Raw genomic sequence first — 16039 nt, 5'->3', positions numbered from 1 at the left:
ACCACCTCGACCTGCTGGTCCTGCATGCGGATCAATCTCCGCCCGGGTGCTGCCGCGGGTTGTCTGCCACCACACCAGGGTATGGCACGGCCGGACCGGCACTCCCCGAGATCACCCGACGTCGGGTAGCTTCGACACTGCGGCTTCGATCGGAACGGGGGGCCTGCCCATGGTTCGGATAACACGGTGCGGCGCGTTCACCGCGCTGGTCGCGCTCTTGGTGGCCGGGCTGTCCGGATGTGGTTCGGTGGCCGGTACGCCGGTGCCGGGTGAGATCGATGTCCGAACCCTCGATGTCGGTGATTTCCCGGTCGACCGGTTCAGTTATCCGCAGGGGGCCGGTGACCACGGCGTGGTGCTGGAAGGCATCCGGATGTCGGAAGCCGTCACGACGAGCAGCCAGGTCGATCCGTCGCTGAAATTCGGCCGAGGGTCGAAGGTGCTGCCGGACCCGGCGACCGCGGTCGATTTCCTGGCCAATGTATCCGAACCGATCCTCGAGAATCGCAGGATGGTGGTCGGTTACGCCGCCAGCGGTGCCGACCAGGGCGACCCCGCGGGACAGACGCGGCCGACTTCGGATGCCACCGCGCTCCAGGTGGTGGCACTGCGTTTCCCCGATACGGGCAGCGCCGCGAAGGCGGCCGGCGAACTGGAGGCCGCCGATATCGGTGTCTCGCCGGACAACCGGAAACTGGAATCGGAGAAGTACCCGCAGGCGCTGCTGCACTGGCGGCCCGGTGTCGCGAATATCGGCGCGTTCCTCGCCCACGGGGAGTTCGTGATCTCGCTGTTCGTCCAGCGCCCGGCGGCCGACAGCGCCGATCTGGTGTCGTGGGTGGACAGAACTCTGACCGCTCAGCTCGATCAGCTCGCCCGGTTCGAACCGACGCCGACTGCCGATATCGCCGGTCTGGCGGTGGACCCGCAGAATCTGCTGGCGCGGGTGGTGGTCACCGATCGGGAGGGGCACGAGCCGGATCCGGACCAGTTCGCCGTCTACGGCCGCAACTATTTGATCAATTCGGCCGATGATCAGCCCGCCCGGGCCCGGTTGCTCGACGAATCCGGGTTCGAAACCACCGCCTACGCCGCCGGCAGTTCCGTGGCGCGGGTGCGGGATCCGGCCGGCGCCCCGATTCTGGTGAACGGGTTCATCGAATCGGCAGGCCCGGCCTACGATCCGATGGCTGCACCGGCGGCGGTGCCCGGTGCGAAATGCCTGGAGCTCAACGGTACCGGCGATCCGGATCGTCAATACCGATATCGCTGTTTCATCCCGTACAAGAATTATGTCGGTGTGGTGTCCAGCGACGACGAAACCCAGATCCGGCAGAAGACCGCGGCCCAGTACGCGCTGCTGGCGAACAGCCTGTAGCCGTTCCGGCCCGGGATGACCGGGTGGAAAACGTTGCGGCCCCGCCCTTCTCATCACCGGCGAGTCGTCCGGAATTTTGCCGCAAGGGCAGGCTAGCCTTACCGTGTTCTGCGTCTCACCGCAGCCGCAAGACCCGATGACCATACACCCACCCACCTGCGCATCGAGCGCGTTATACACGGTCGCTATGACACAGTTTAGTTAGGTAAGCCTTGCCAGCGCAGCGGCCACGCACTAACTTCGCACATCGACTCGTCCGCACCGGTACCGCGATCCACGATTCCGAGAAGGGAAACTTTGGTGAAAAGCGTTCTCTCCGAACGTAAAGCGCTTCACCCACCCAACATCGACGATATCGAGCACCGTGAGTTACCCGGCACCGCCGCACAGGCGGTACGCGACCTGGCCGCTGAGATAGCTCGCACATCGACTCACTCCGCCGTCAACGCGTCCGAACCGCTCGCCGACCCTGCCCTGCTGGCACAAATCAGCACCCACGCCGGTGACCTGCCGGCGGCGGTACGCGCCACCCTCCGCCCACCGGCCACCGCAGCCGGCGCCTGCATAGTGCGCGGACTACCGCTGTCCGACAGCGAAATCGGGCCCACGCCACCGGATTGGCAGACCGCGGCACTGTGGAGTACCGATCCCGGCCGGGCGCGCGGCTCGCTCGAACTGGATATCGCCATGCTGCTGCTGGCCGCGGCCGCCGGTGAACCGTTCGGCTGGGCCGGCCAGCAGGACGGGCGGCTGGTCAACAACATCGTCCCCGCCGCGGGGCACGAATTCGAACAATCCGGCGCCAGCAGCACCGTCCTGCTCAGCCCACATACCGAGGATGCGTTCCACCCGCAGCGCGCCAATATGCTCATGCTGGCCTGCCTGCGTAACCCCGAATCGGTCGGCACGACGGTGTCATCGATACGCCGGGTCCGGCTGACGCGGCCACATCAGGACATACTGCGCACGCCCACCCTGCCGATCCTGCCGGATGTCTCCTACGGATCGGCATTCGAACGAGCCGAGGCCGTCCCGGTGCCGACACTGTGGAGCGAACCGGGACACGAAGACGACCCGGGTTCGCTCACACTGCGTTTCGACCCGGCCTACACGCCCCTCGACGACGCCTGCCCGGAGTTCCGGGAGGCCTACGCGCAGCTGGAACGCGAACTCGAACGGGTCTGCGCCATGCCCGCGTTACGCCCCGGTGAGCTGCTGCTGATCGACAACGATGTCGCCGTCCACGGCCGGGTACCGTTCACTCCACGCTACGACGGCACCGACCGCTGGCTCAAACGAGTGAACATCCGGCTACCCGAACACCCGCGCCGCGCAGCCGAATCCAGGGAGAATGGATACGGTCAGCAGATCGTCGCACCCTTTCCACCGGCGCCACCGCGACAGGCGGCACCGGCTCGGGAGGTGCGCAATGAGCGGAACGGTGCAGTAGATGATCGAGGATCCATTGGGCACACGTGACCGAGCAACTCCACTGCGCGTCCTGAGCCGCAGCGACCTGGCCGATGTGCCGGTGGCTCCGGCCGAGGTGGTCCGCGCTGTGGAAGAGGCCTATATCGCCCTGGCCGCAGGTGATTCGGACAACCCACGCAAACTCAGCGTCGCCAACCCGGACGGCTGGTCGGTGGCCTACGCCATGCTGGGCCGCGACGGCCGGCGCCGGGTGGTCGCGATGAAGTCGTCGTACAAGTTCGACCCGGGCCACGACCGCACCACCAAGCGCTACTTCACCACCATCACGCTCTACGACGACACCACCGGCGCCCCCATCGCCATGATGGACTGCGCCCGGGTGGGTGCCCTGCGCACCCCGGCGGTATCCGCGCTGCTCGTGCGGGAAACACTGAGCCGGGAAGCGGATTCGGTACTGTTGATCGGCACGGGGACCCAGGGGCGTAACGCGCTACCGCATCTGCTGGCCGCCAATCCGCAACTGCGCAAACTGATGCTCTACGGCACCCACCCCGAGGGCATCGAAGCGGTCCACCGCCAGCTCACCGAGTATGCGCCCCATGCGCTGCTGGAAACGGTGGCCGACCCCTACGCGGCGGCACGGACGGCGGATGTCGTACTGGCCACGGCCGGGCCGGGCACCGAGGTCGCGATCGAATCCGAGCACCTGAAACCGGGCGCGGTGGTGGTCCTGGTGGGTTACGGTCTCGCCCCTTCCACCCTGAGCGGCGCCGACCGGGTGATCGCCACCAGCGCCGAGCAAATGGCCTTGACCGGCACCGATATGGCCGACGAAACCGGTGCGCTGCGCCCGGTGGACGCCGAACTGCCGCAGATCCTGAGCCGGCGGGCCGTCGCCCGCCGGCACGCCGACGAACGGATCTTCGTCTACAACAGCGGTCTGGTGCTCACCGATATCGCGGTGGCCCACGCACTGGCCGAACGGGCCATCGCCGAGGGACGGGGCACGGAGGTCGCGCTATGGGATTGACCGGAGCCGGCGCGCCCGCAGGAGCCGGCCCCGGTTCCCGCGGTGAGCATGCGGGCACAGTGGCCGCACCACTGCCCGCTCACCGTGACCCCTGGGAGGAGCAGGTGCTCGCGGATCCGCATCTGCTGGCAGATATCGCATTCGCTGTCGGCGGGCCCTTCCACATGATGTATCCGGCCCGGGTGGTCGACAACATCCGGGGATTCCAGCGGGTTTTCGCCGCCACCGGAGTTCCCGGGACGGTCTTCTACGGGAAGAAGGCGAACAAGGCGGCATGCGTCGCCCGAGCCTGCGCGACCGCGGGCGCGGGGGTCGACGTATCCAGTACCGGCGAGCTCGTCGCCGCACTGGCGCAGGGCGTCCGCGGTGCGGATCTGCTGGTGACCGGGCCGGAGAAGGCCGATGAATTGCATTGGCTCGCTGCCCGGCACGGATGCCTGATCGCCGTGGACAGCGTGGACGAGTTGAAACGTCTCTCCGCCCTGGATATCCCGGTACGGATATTGCTGCGGGCGCTGCCTGCCGCTTCGGCCAGCCGGTTCGGAATGGCGGCGGACGAACTCGGCCAGGCGGTCGCTGCGGCCGCCGAATTCCCGTCGATCACACTCCAGGGCTTCAGTTTTCATCTGTCCGGATACGACCCGGTTCCCCGTGCCGAATTGGCGGTTCAGTTGCTGGATCGTATTCATTCCGCGCGGGCGCAGGGCCATCCGGCCACCGTTATTTCCGTCGGCGGCGGCTTCGGGGTGGATTACGTACCCGCCGAACACTGGTCCGCGTTCCGCGACGAAGCCAACCGCCGGTGGTTCCATTCCGGAAAAGCCTTCGAATCGTATTATCCGTATTCCTTTCCCGAAGCCGGCCCGGCCATGCTGGCCGCGATTCTGGAACGTGACGACCTGGCCCGGCGGCTCCGGCAGACCGGCACCACGCTGGCGGTCGAACCGGGCCGGGCGTTGCTCGACCGCGCGGGCAGCACCGTGTTCCGCGTCCAGGGCAACAAGACACGCCACGAGCACGGGCAGCCGTACCGAGTGCTGACGGTGGACGGTTCCAGCCTGAGCCTGTCGGAACAGTGGTTCGACAGCGAATACCTGCCCGACCCGGTGCTGTGGCCCGCCGCTGCCGGAACGCCCACCCCCACGGTCGTCGGCGCCGCGACCTGCCTCGAATCCGACATGCTCAGCTGGCGGCGGATCCCGCTGCCGCGCGCCGCGGAAACCGGCGATCTGCTGATCTACCCGAATACCGCCGGGTACCAGATGGATTCCAACGAATCACCCTTCCACGAATTACCCATTCCGCCGAAGGTGGTGCTTTCGCATGCACCGGACGGCCGGTTCCGCTGGGCTCTCGATCGATCCTGACATCCTTCTCCGATCCGGACGGCACGGCCGCCGGCCCAAGCCCTTCGCACCGACTGTTATCGACGTCCAGGAGTTTTGCCATGCCCCTCGTCACCCGCGTGACGGACCTGATCGGCCGCACCCCGCTCTTCGAACTGGCGACCACCCCATCCGGTAGCCGCCTACTGCTCAAACTCGAACAATTCAATCCGACGGGTGCCGCCAAGATTCGGATGGCTCGGGAAATGGTTCTGGACGCGGAACGCCGGGGTTTTCTGGGCGCGGGCGGGCATATCATCGAATCCACGTCCGGAAATACCGGGCTCGGCCTGGCGGTGGTGGCCGCCGAACGCGGCTACCGGTTCACCGCGGTGGTCGACCATCACGCGAGCAGGGACAAACTACGGGCAATGCGGGCAATGGGTGCTGATCTGGTTTTCGTCGCCGACGACAATGACGACACATTGGCCACCTCCGCCCGCGAAGATCACGCCGAAGCCATGGCGGCCGGGCTACCCGACGCGTATTTCACCGAACAGCACAACAACGATGCCAACTCGGTGGGCTATTACGCGGTGGCCGAGGAGTTACTGGCCGAGGTGGACCGGGTGGATATCCTGCTCTCCGCGGTCGGCACCGGCGGTTCGCTATTCGGTACGGCCACCCGATTACGGCAGCTGGGCTGTGTACCGCGCGTCATCGGGGTGGAACCGGTCGGTTCGATCGCGTTCGGCGGCCCCGGCGGGCCCTACTGGCAATCGGGCACCGGCACCCCGCCCGGCGCGACCATCGGCACGGCCGTCGACTACGACCTGCTCGACGAGGGGGTCAAGGTCTCGGACCGGGATGCTTTCGCCACCTGCCGAGCGGTATCACGGCAACTCGGCCTGATGTTGGGCGGTTCGGCGGGCGGCTCCGTGCATGCGGGGCTGACCAGGCTCGACGAGTTCCCTGCCGGTTCCACCGTCGTCACCATCGTGTGCGACGGCGGCGAGAAATACCTCGACACGGTATTCGACGACGAATGGATGGCCGAACACGATCTGCTCGACACCGCCGCCGAACACGAGGTGCACGCGCTGTTGACCCGTTATGCTCCCGCGGGCCGTGGTACACAACCGGTGAACGCGACCGTGCGCGGCGATTCCGGCACCGGAGATTCCGCTGCCGCACGGCCGGACGAGCACACCCACGACGAGCACGACGATACGGAGGATTCGGACACCATGGTGCGGGCCCGGTGATCAGGACACCACTCTCGCGATATCGCCCCGACGGCCGCCGGCCGGCCGGCCCTGACCTCCGGCGGCCCGCCGCCCCGGATTTCCGGCGGCTCGCCGCCCTGGCCACCCCGATCGCCCTGACCCAGCTCGCTCAGGTCGCGGTTTCCACTACCAATATCGCCCTGATGGGCAGTCTCGGTGTGCAGGCCGTGGCGGCCGGTGGGCTGGCGCTGGTGCTGTTCAACCAGATCCGGACCATGTGCGTCGGGTTGATCACCGGCAGCGGTAACCAGATCGCCGCGGCCGTGGGCGCCGCCGGGAAACGGGGCACCGATCCCGACCCGGAGATCCGCGATGTGGTGCGGTCGAGTTTCCTGATCGCAACGGTCGCCGGATTACTCGGCGGCGCGCTCCTCATCGGTCTGGGCTGGTCATTGCAATGGCTCGGCCAGGACGCCGGTGTGCTCGAGCAGGCCCGGCCACTGATGGTCGCCCTGGCTCCCGGCCTGTTGCCGTGCCTGTGGTTCCAGGTGCTGCGCCAATACACGGTCGGTATGCAGCGCCCACAAGCCCTGTTGGTCGTGACCCTCGGTTCCATCGCGGTCAATCTGGTGCTGGCGCTGAGTTTGATCCACGGCTGGGCCGGGCTGCCCGCGCTCGGCCTCACCGGTGTGGGGGTCGCGAGCTCACTGGTCTTCCTGCTCATGTTCGTGGCCTTCTGGGCCATGGTGCGCCGCGACCCGCAATTGGGCCGTACCCTGCCGCTTCGCCCGTGGCCGGTGCGCCCGGCGACGATACGCGCCGAACTGCGGCTCGGTACGCCGATCGCATTGACCTACGGCTCCGAAGCGGGGATGTTCTCGGTACTCGCCCTCGTCATGGGCTCGCTGGGGCCGGCCGCGCTGGCCGCGCACAACGTCGTCTACCAGGTGATCTACATCGTCTTCCAGGTAGCCATCGGTATCTCGCACGGCGCATCGATCCTGGTCAGTCACAGTGTGGCGCGCGACGAAATCGCGCACGCCCGCGGCTTGGCCTGGCTGGCACTGCGGTGCGCCGGGGTGATCGCGCTGGTCACCGGCCTGGCCTATGTCTTTGTCCCGCAACTGGTGTTGCGCCCGTTCCTCGACCTCGGCGATTCGGCAACCCTCGAAGTGGCGCGTTCGCTGCTGCTGATAGGTATCGTGCTGCAGTTCTTCGACGCGGCCCAGAACATCGGGACCGGACTGTTGCGCGGGCTACAGGCGACGAAGGCGGGGTTCCGGTTATCGGTGGTCGGCTACTGGTTCGTCGGCCTGCCCACCGCGGTTGTGCTGGCTTTCCCTGCCGGACTGGGCGCTGCGGGAGTGTGGTGGGGACTGACCGCGGGCCTCGCCGCTACCGCCGCCTTGATGCTGCGCAAGTACTTCGCCCTGCTCTACGAGCACGACGCGCTGGTGGTTGCGCACCACCGGGAAACCGTGAGTTAGGTCGCCTCTCCGAATTCGCGGAAGAAGTGGCGGCGTGCGTGATGGGCGAGTATCCACGCTGCCGCCGAGGTCGAACCGACAGCCGTGTCGGTACAACGCCGGCGCCGCCGGCGTGACAACACCTGCGAGGACAACGCGTAGCGTCCCGGTTCCGAAGCTACCCTTACCTTTCGCCGCCTGGATTTGTTCGCCGATGATGCCGCTCTGTCGCGGGCCCGGGGCGGAACTTCCCCCGCACGTGTCCGGGCCGCCCTCTAGACTGGGGCGTGGTACGGCACACCCCCGCCGAACCACGTCGATCCAGGAGGGGACGATATGGCAGCCGGAGTCAGCCGAGTCGAACAGTCGGCAACCGATCATCCCGAGCTGGAGGCGCTGCCGGAATGGCCGCGTGAAACGATCGCCGTCCTGGTCACCACCGACCCGGCGCCGCACGCGATCCCGGTGTCCTGGCCGGTCCGCGCCGGTGATCGGCGAATTCTGCTGAGTCTCAAGTTCGATCGCGGTTCCCTGGCCCGGCTGCGCGAGCGGCCGCAGGTGGCACTGCTGATCCTCGGCGGGAACAACGTGGCGTTATGCGCCCGCGGGTCGGCCAAGGTCATCGCCGAGGAGATGCCCGGCGCGGACGACTATGTGGCGGTCCGCCTCGATGTGGACGTCATCGACGATCACCGGCAGTCGGCTTTCGCGGTCGTGCAAGGTATTCAGCGCACCGTCCTGGACGACGGCGAACTACACGCCCTGCAACATCGGGTGGCGACACTGAAATCGTGGGCGGAGAACGAAGAACTGGTCTGAGGCCGGATCACCGCTGCGGCGGTCCCGGACAATCAACATCCGGCGCCCAGGCGTCGCGGGGAGGAGATCATGAGCGTCACCTTGGCCAAGGGCGGCAACGTCTCGCTGTCCAAACAGGCCCCCAACCTGACCAAAATCGCTGTCGGACTCGGCTGGGATGTGCGCACCACCATGGGCGCCGATCACGACCTCGACGCCAGCGCCCTGGCCACCGGCCCGAGCATGAAGGTCCTCTCGGACCAGCATTTCGTCTTCTACAACAACCTCCGTTCCCCGGAGGGCACTATCGAACACACCGGCGATAACCTCACCGGTGCGGGCGACGGCGACGACGAGGTGATCAATGTCGACCTGGCCAATACGCCGGAGACGATCACCAATATCTTCTTCCCGGTTTCCATCCACGACGCCGACCAGCGCGGGCAATCCTTCGGCCAGATCCGCAACGCCTATATCCGCGTCGTCGATCTGAACACCGGGGCGGAACTGGCCCGCTACGACCTGTCCGAGGATGCCTCCTCCGAAACCGCCATGGTGTTCGGCGAGCTGTACCGCCGTGCGGGTGAATGGAAGTTCCGGGCGATCGGTCAGGGGTACGCGTCGGGTCTCGCGGGGATCGCCCGCGACTACGGAGTGAATGTCTGAGTCCTTCTCGGTGAGACGCTGAACCGGTCTCGGCGCCCCACGCCGCCGAGAACCGGCGCAGCTCTCACCTGGCAGAGCCGGACAGGTTTCGCCACCCACGCGTGGGGTACCGCGAGCAGTGCCCGCGAAGGAACCACAACGTGTGCACCCGGACGGGCACCTACACCGCACCGTAGCCCGGAGGTTTCGAGATGAGTGCGTATGTCACGACCAACCCGACGACCGGTATCACCGAGCACGAGTTTCCAGAACTGACCGACGACCAGGTATCCGATATAGCCGACCGATCCGCCGAAGGATTCCAGACCTGGCGGCATACACCGGTGGCGGAGCGTGCCGCGGCATTGGCGCGGACGGCGGCGATATACGAGCAACGAGCTGCCGAACTGGCCGCCGCCATCACCACCGAGATGGGTAAGCCGAAGTCCCAGGCGGCGGGTGAGGTGCAGCTCGCAGCGGATATCTATCGCTGGTATGCCGAGCACGGCCCCGACCTGCTCACCACCGAGCAACTCGACCCCCAGGGGGCACAGGAGTCGCTGGTCCAGAAACTACCGATCGGCCCACTGATCGGCGTCATGCCCTGGAACTATCCCTATTACCAGGTCGCGCGATTCACCGCACCGAACCTGCTGCTGGGAAATTCGATAATTCTCAAACACGCCCATATATGCGGGGCCTCGTCGAAACTCATGGCGGAGATTCTGCACGATGCCGCCGTTCCGGAGAACGCCTATATCAATGTCTATGCGACCAATGACCAGGTCGCACAATTGCTGCGGCATCCTGCGATTCAGGGCATTTCGCTGACCGGTAGCGAACGCGCCGGCTCATCGGTCGCGGCGGAAGCCGGTAAGAATCTGAAGAAATCCGTGCTCGAACTCGGTGGCTCGGATCCGTTCATTCTGCTCGACACCGCCGATATGTCCGAAACGGTCCGGATCGCTGCGCGGGCACGCCTGTCCAACGCCGGCCAGGCCTGCAACTCGCCGAAACGATTCATCGTGCTCGACGACCTCTACGACGACTTCGTCGCCGGTTTGGTGGAGGAGTTCCAGCGCACCGTCGTCGGCGACCCGGCGGAACCCGACACCGAGGTGGGCCCCCTATCGTCGAAATCAGCGCGTGACACCGTCGCCGACCAGATCAATACGGCCGTGCGGCAGGGTGCGACGTTGCATACCGGCGGTTCTGCCCGCAACGGCACCGGCGCGTTTCTCGAGCCCGCGGTGCTCACCGGGATCACCCCGGAGATGGACGCCTATTCCGACGAACTGTTCGGGCCGGTGGCGATGGTCTACAAGGTGTCCTCGGCCGAGGACGCACTGGCATTGGCCAACGATGTCGATTTCGGGCTCAGCGGGTCGGTGTGGAGTACCGATACCTCCCGCGCCGCGCCTATAGCCGACGGCCTCGATGTCGGGATGGCTTATATCAACGAACACGGAACCACGTTGCCCGGCCTGCCGTTCGGGGGTGTGAACCGCTCCGGTTACGGCCGCGAACTGGGACGTTGGGGCTTGGGCGAATTCGTCAATACAAAACTCCGCCGCATCTCGCCCAGCGACCGGAAATAATCCCGGAACCGGATTACCGGCTTCAGCGGAACGGCCGCTCCAGCATATAGGTTCGCAGCTTGTTCTTGATCACAATCAGTATCAGGATCAGCGGTACCGTCACCGCGGCGATAAACGCAACCGCCCCTGCCGTATACATGGCCAGTGACGGCGAGTCGCCGCGATATTCCGAATCAGCAGAAACCCAGGTCCGGAAATCCGAACGCCAGCTGGTGTAACCGATCACCGCTGCCGCGATCAACCAGCCGAAATAGGTGAACAAGTGGGCAGCAAAAAATACGATCCGCTGATTCGGCGTCAGCACCTCCCGATCGCTGCGCACCTGAAGCGGCGGCGGCCGGTATCCCGGTTGCGCCTGCGGCAACTCTGGATTCATATGCAATCCCCCCAATTCAACTCCGACATCAGGATAGAGCACTCGGCCGGAGCGCCGTAATCCGATATCGCTCCATACCTTGTCCGCGTCCGCCGAGCGCAACTCCAGTGCGATCGCGCCCGGCAACCGGGCGACGCTAGCGGTATCGGGTGCCGGCGGGCCAGAACCTGTGCCAGTCGCCGGCGTTCAGGGGTAGGCGGGCGCCGCGGGCCGCTTCGGCGGAGTCTTCGGCTCGGCGGATGGTCGCGGCGAATTCCAGGGTGGTTTTGCGCAACTGCTCTTCCGCGTTCTGCGCGCCCCCCAGGCGAACGACGCGCAGCTCGTCGGGGATCAGATCGTCCGGTAGCCCGGCCTGGGCACTGCGGGACCGGATTTTCTCCGCCAGCGCCAGCGCGGGTTGGGCCATCGCGATACCGTCCAGACACGAACGGCGCGCCTTCTCCGCGGTTTTACGTTCCTCCCAGGCTTTTTCCTGCGCGGCGACCTTCTCGGTCACCGATGCGTGCGGGTCGAAACCGGGCGCCGCCGGATCCGAGAGGTGGGGGCTGCGGTTCACCAGTTTAGCGACCAAGGCGGCGGCGACATCGTCGATGGTGAATTCCCCGGCCGCCTCGGCGATCCTGGAATGGAACAGCACCTGCAGCAGCAGATCGCCCAGTTCCTCGCGGATTGTGCCGGGGTCGTCCTGCTGGATGGCATCGAGGAGTTCATAGGTCTCCTCGAGGAGATAGGGACGCAGCGAATCGTGGGTCTGGGTGACCTCCCACCCGCCGAACCGCCACAACCGGTCCATCACCTCGACCGCCTCGGTCAGCCCGGCTGCCACACTTGCCGTTTCCGCCTCGAGAACGCTCGGCGCGGGCCGGGCCGGGCGGGACCCGGGTTCCGTCGACCCGGATTCTCCCGCCCCGTCCTGCCTCCGAGCGGCGGTAGGTTGCCCGGTTTCGGGGTCCCGGGTGGGCTGATCGGAGGTCATCGCGCCGGTGACACCTCGGTTGCGACGGTGAGATCCACCGCACCGGCGGCTTTACCGTCGAGGGCGAGCAGCAGGTCCGCGAGGTATTGCAGCAGAGCGACGTCACGGAGCCGGTCGGCGCCCACACTGTCCTGGATACGCGGCAGCGGCAGCTGCACCACCCCGCTGGCGGCGCGGTAGCCGGCGCTGGGGTAGATCCGCTTGAGCCGCATCTGTTTGGAATCGGGCAGCGAGAGGGGGGAAATCTTGACCGTGGTACCGGTGACCGCGATTTCGGCGACCCCGTATTCGCGGGCGAGCAGCCGCAGTTTGGCCACCGAAACCAGGCGGCCGACTTCCACCGGCAGCGGGCCGTAGCGGTCGACGAGTTCCTCGACCACCGCGGCCAGCGCCGGATCATCGTGGGCGGCGGCCAGTTTCCGGTACGCCTCCAGGCGCAGGCGGTCGCTGGCGATGTAGTCGGGCGGGATGTGCGCGTCCACCGGCAGGTCGATGCGGACCTCTTTGGTTTCCTCGGTGGTGATCGGTTTCCCGTCGGCGGCCGCCCGATAGGCCTCCACGGCCTCCCCCACCAGCCGCACGTACAGGTCGAACCCGACACCGGCCACATGCCCGGACTGTTCGGCACCGAGTACGTTACCGGCGCCGCGGATCTCGAGATCCTTCATGGCGACCGCCATACCGGCGCCGAGGTCGGAGTTCTGGGCGATGGTAGCGAGACGGTCGTAGGCGGTTTCGGTGAGCGGTTTCTCCGCCGGGTACAGAAAATAGGCGTATCCGCGTTCCCGGCTGCGCCCCACGCGGCCGCGCAACTGGTGCAGCTGGGAGAGGCCGAGGGTGTCGGCGCGTTCGACGATCAGCGTATTGGCGTTGGAGATGTCGAGGCCGGTCTCGATGATCGTGGTGCACACCAGTACGTCGTATTCGCGCTGCCAGAACCCTTGGACGGTGCGTTCCAGGATGTCCTCGTTCATCTGCCCGTGCGCCACCACCACGCGGGCCTCCGGAACCAGTTCCCGGATCCGGCGGGCGGCCTTCTCGATGGACGACACCCGGTTGTGCACATAGAACACCTGGCCGTCGCGCAGCAGCTCACGCCGGATGGCGGCGGTGACCTGCTTGTCGTTGTACCCGCCGACATAGGTGAGCACAGGATGCCGTTCCTCGGGCGGGGTGAGGATGGTCGACATCTCCCGGATACCGGCCAGGCTCATCTCCAGCGTGCGCGGGATCGGGGTGGCCGACATGGTGAGTACGTCCACATGGGTGCGCAGGGCTTTGATGTGCTCTTTGTGTTCCACACCGAAGCGCTGTTCCTCGTCGACGATCACCAGGCCGAGATTCTTCCAGCGCACACCGGTCTGCAGCAGCCGGTGGGTGCCGACGACGATATCGACCTCGCCCTCGGCCATCCCGGCGAGCACTTCGCGGGATTCCGCGGGATCGGTGAACCGGGACAGGCCCTTCACAGTGACCGGGAACCCGGCGAGCCGCTCGGTGAAGGTCTGCAGATGCTGCTGGGCGAGCAAGGTGGTCGGCACCAGGACGACCACCTGTTTACCGTCCTGCACCGCCTTGAATGCCGCCCGCACCGCGATCTCGGTCTTGCCGTACCCGACGTCACCGCAGACCACCCGGTCCATCGGCACCGGTTTCTCCATATCCGATTTCACATCGGAAATGGCGGTGAGCTGGTCCACGGTTTCGGTGAAGACGAACGCGTCCTCCATCTCCCGCTGCCACGGCGTGTCCGGACCGAAGGCGTGGCCGGGCGCGGCCTGGCGGGCGGCGTACAGCTGCACCAGTTCGCCCGCGATCTCGCGGACCGCCTTACGGGCCTTGCGCTTGGTGTTCGCCCAGTCCGCGCCGCCCAGTTTCGACAGGCTGGGCATCTCCCCGCCGACATACCGGGACAGTTGGTCCAGCGATTCCATCGGCACGAACAGCCGGTCACCCGGCTGGCCGCGTTTACTCGGCGCGTACTCGATCACCAGGTATTCGCGCCGCGCACCGCCGACGGTACGTTCGATCATTTCCACGAAACGGCCGATACCGTGCTGGTCGTGCACCACCATGTCACCGGCATTCAACGCCAGCGGGTCAACCTGGTTGCGGCGTTTGGCGGGAAGCCGCTTCCCGTCGCCCGGCGCCGTCACCCGGTTACCGGTGAGATCGGATTCGGCGACCACCACCAGACCGGCGTCGCCGAAGATCACGCCGTCGTGCAGTGAACCGCACAGCACACCCACCACGCCGGGCGCCGGTTCCGCACCGGCCTCCAGCTGCGCGGCGGGCACCTCCGCCTCACCGAGGCGCTCCAGCGTGCGCTGGGCCGTGCCGTGACCGGCCAGCACCACCACCGCCCGCCCACCGGTCGTGACATGGGCGCGCAGCGACGCGAAGATCGTCGCCACCAATTCGTCGGAACCGCGGGCGGTGGGCCCGCTCTGCACCGGCAGCTGTATCTCCGCCGGATCACCGGTCGCCAGTGGGCTCAACGTCCACCAGGGCAGTTCCCGGTCTTCGGCGCTGTCACGGATCCTGGTCAGCGGGCGATACGCCGACGCCGCCAGATCCAGGCCGTGTGCGCCCATCGGAGCATCTGCCCCGAACGAGGCCGCCGTCCACGACGCCTCCAGGAACTCCTCGCCGGTGCGCATCAGGTCGGCGGCGCGGGTGCGGACCTTCTCCGGATCGCAAACCAGCAGGTGGGTGCCGCCGGGCAACTGTTCGGTGAGCAGTTGCAACTCACCCGGTTGCAGCACCGGCAGCAACGCCTCCATGCCCTCGACGGGGATGCCCTCGCCCAGTTTGTCCAGCATCTCCACGAGCGCGGCATCCGCCGTATTCGCCGCCGCAACCGCCGCCGCCCGCTCCCGCACCGCGGCCGTGAGCAGCAGCTCCCGGCACGGCGATGCCACCACGGCGGGCAGCGAATCCTCCCCGAGCGACCGCTGGTCGGCCACCGAGAACGCACGCAACTCGGTGATCTCGTCGCCCCAGAACTCCACGCGCACCGGATGATCCGCGGTAGGCGGGAAAAGATCGAGGATGCCGCCGCGCACCGCGAACTCCCCGCGCTTACCGACCATGTCCACCCGGGTGTAGGCGAATTCGACCAGCCGCGCGACCAATTCGTCGAAATCGGCCTCGGCGCCGATCCGCAGCACGATCGGTTCGATATCGCCCAGGCCGGCTGCCATCGGCTGCATCAGGGAACGCACCGTGGTCACTACGACACGCAACGGCTCCGGATACACCGGATCTTCCGGATGGGACAGCCGGCGCAGCACTTCCAGCCGGCGCCCGACAGTATCGGCGCCCGGCGACAGCCGCTCATGGGGCAGGGTCTCCCAGGACGGGAACTGCGCAACCGCGGGCCCCAGCATCTCGGTGAGCTCGAGGGTCAGATCATCGGCCTCGCGACCGGTCGCGGTGACCACGACAACCGGCCGGTCGACGGCAACGGTGGCCGCGACGAAAGACCGCGCCGCGCTCGGCGCCACCAACTCGACCGGCGACCGGCCGAGCATCCCGGAAACGGTCTGCAACGCGGCATCGGCACCGGCTGCCGAAGCCAGTCCCGCCAGTGGTGGACGAGGGGCAGACATTATTCTCTCCTGACCGCGAACGAAGGCGATTCTGTCTATATTGCGCCGCCTCCGGCGCCGCAGGTTCGGGGCCCCCCTTGGTCTCGTTCCATTGATGTGGGCCACACGGATACCTGAAACGGGGTCGAGCCGGTCTTGTCCGGATCGGACCACGCTGACCCAGTCCAGCAGCGGCGCCC

Annotated in this window: 12 protein-coding genes; 9 read left to right on the top strand and 3 right to left on the bottom strand. The window is 66.8% G+C overall.

Translation table 11 applies throughout. The features are described 5' to 3' along the window. Positions 1-169 precede the first annotated feature (169 nt). The 9 genes from NS6_RS17025 (at position 170) to NS6_RS16985 (ending at position 10897) form a co-directional block, all read left to right on the top strand. The gene (locus NS6_RS17025; protein ID WP_068042932.1) at positions 170-1378 is read left to right on the top strand and encodes a DUF7373 family lipoprotein; all 1209 of its coding nucleotides are present in this window, start codon (positions 170-172) and stop codon (positions 1376-1378) included. 300 nt (positions 1379-1678) lie between these two features. Then, positions 1679-2857, top strand: coding sequence for a TauD/TfdA family dioxygenase (locus NS6_RS17020; protein WP_084471129.1), 1179 nt, complete (start codon positions 1679-1681; stop codon positions 2855-2857). Further along, the gene (locus tag NS6_RS17015; RefSeq protein WP_068042929.1) at positions 2829-3839 is read left to right on the top strand and encodes an ornithine cyclodeaminase; all 1011 of its coding nucleotides are present in this window, start codon (positions 2829-2831) and stop codon (positions 3837-3839) included. Before NS6_RS17020 ends, NS6_RS17015 begins: the two co-directional genes overlap by 29 nt. Then, the gene (locus NS6_RS17010) at positions 3830-5206 is read left to right on the top strand and encodes an alanine racemase (RefSeq protein ID WP_084471128.1); all 1377 of its coding nucleotides are present in this window, start codon (positions 3830-3832) and stop codon (positions 5204-5206) included. Before NS6_RS17015 ends, NS6_RS17010 begins: the two co-directional genes overlap by 10 nt. A gap of 80 nt (positions 5207-5286) precedes the next feature. Next, complete coding sequence (locus NS6_RS17005; RefSeq protein ID WP_084471127.1) at positions 5287-6429, top strand: PLP-dependent cysteine synthase family protein; 1143 nt, start codon at positions 5287-5289, stop codon at positions 6427-6429. Between the two features lie 98 nt (positions 6430-6527). Next, on the top strand, positions 6528-7877 hold the full coding sequence (locus NS6_RS17000) for an MATE family efflux transporter (protein ID WP_068043027.1): 1350 nt from the start codon (positions 6528-6530) through the stop codon (positions 7875-7877). A gap of 315 nt (positions 7878-8192) precedes the next feature. Beyond that, positions 8193-8675 (top strand): pyridoxamine 5'-phosphate oxidase family protein, encoded by a 483-nt coding sequence (locus NS6_RS16995; protein WP_068042927.1) that lies wholly within the window; start codon positions 8193-8195, stop codon positions 8673-8675. 69 nt (positions 8676-8744) lie between these two features. Beyond that, on the top strand, positions 8745-9320 hold the full coding sequence (locus NS6_RS16990; protein WP_068042925.1) for a TerD family protein: 576 nt from the start codon (positions 8745-8747) through the stop codon (positions 9318-9320). 191 nt (positions 9321-9511) lie between these two features. Then, positions 9512-10897 (top strand): NAD-dependent succinate-semialdehyde dehydrogenase, encoded by a 1386-nt coding sequence (locus NS6_RS16985; RefSeq protein ID WP_068042924.1) that lies wholly within the window; start codon positions 9512-9514, stop codon positions 10895-10897. Positions 10898-10919: 22 nt separating this feature from the next. Here NS6_RS16985 and NS6_RS16980 read toward each other — a convergent pair whose 3' ends face one another. The 3 genes from NS6_RS16980 to mfd all read right to left on the bottom strand — a co-directional run bounded on the left by NS6_RS16980 (position 10920) and on the right by mfd (position 15860). After that, on the bottom strand, positions 10920-11399 hold the full coding sequence (locus NS6_RS16980) for a hypothetical protein (protein ID WP_068042923.1): 480 nt from the start codon (positions 11397-11399) through the stop codon (positions 10920-10922). A gap of 10 nt (positions 11400-11409) precedes the next feature. Continuing rightward, positions 11410-12066 (bottom strand): nucleoside triphosphate pyrophosphohydrolase, encoded by a 657-nt coding sequence (locus NS6_RS16975; RefSeq protein ID WP_245669393.1) that lies wholly within the window; start codon positions 12064-12066, stop codon positions 11410-11412. A gap of 179 nt (positions 12067-12245) precedes the next feature. Then, positions 12246-15860: a transcription-repair coupling factor gene (mfd, locus tag NS6_RS16970; protein WP_068042922.1), complete on the bottom strand. Its 3615-nt coding sequence runs from the start codon at positions 15858-15860 to the stop codon at positions 12246-12248. Between the last annotated feature and the right edge of the window lie 179 nt (positions 15861-16039).

The sequence above is a fragment of the Nocardia speluncae NBRC 108251 genome, from assembly GCF_001613245.1.
Classification (GTDB): domain Bacteria; phylum Actinomycetota; class Actinomycetes; order Mycobacteriales; family Mycobacteriaceae; genus Nocardia; species Nocardia speluncae.
This window is presented reverse-complemented; position numbering and strand designations above follow the sequence as displayed.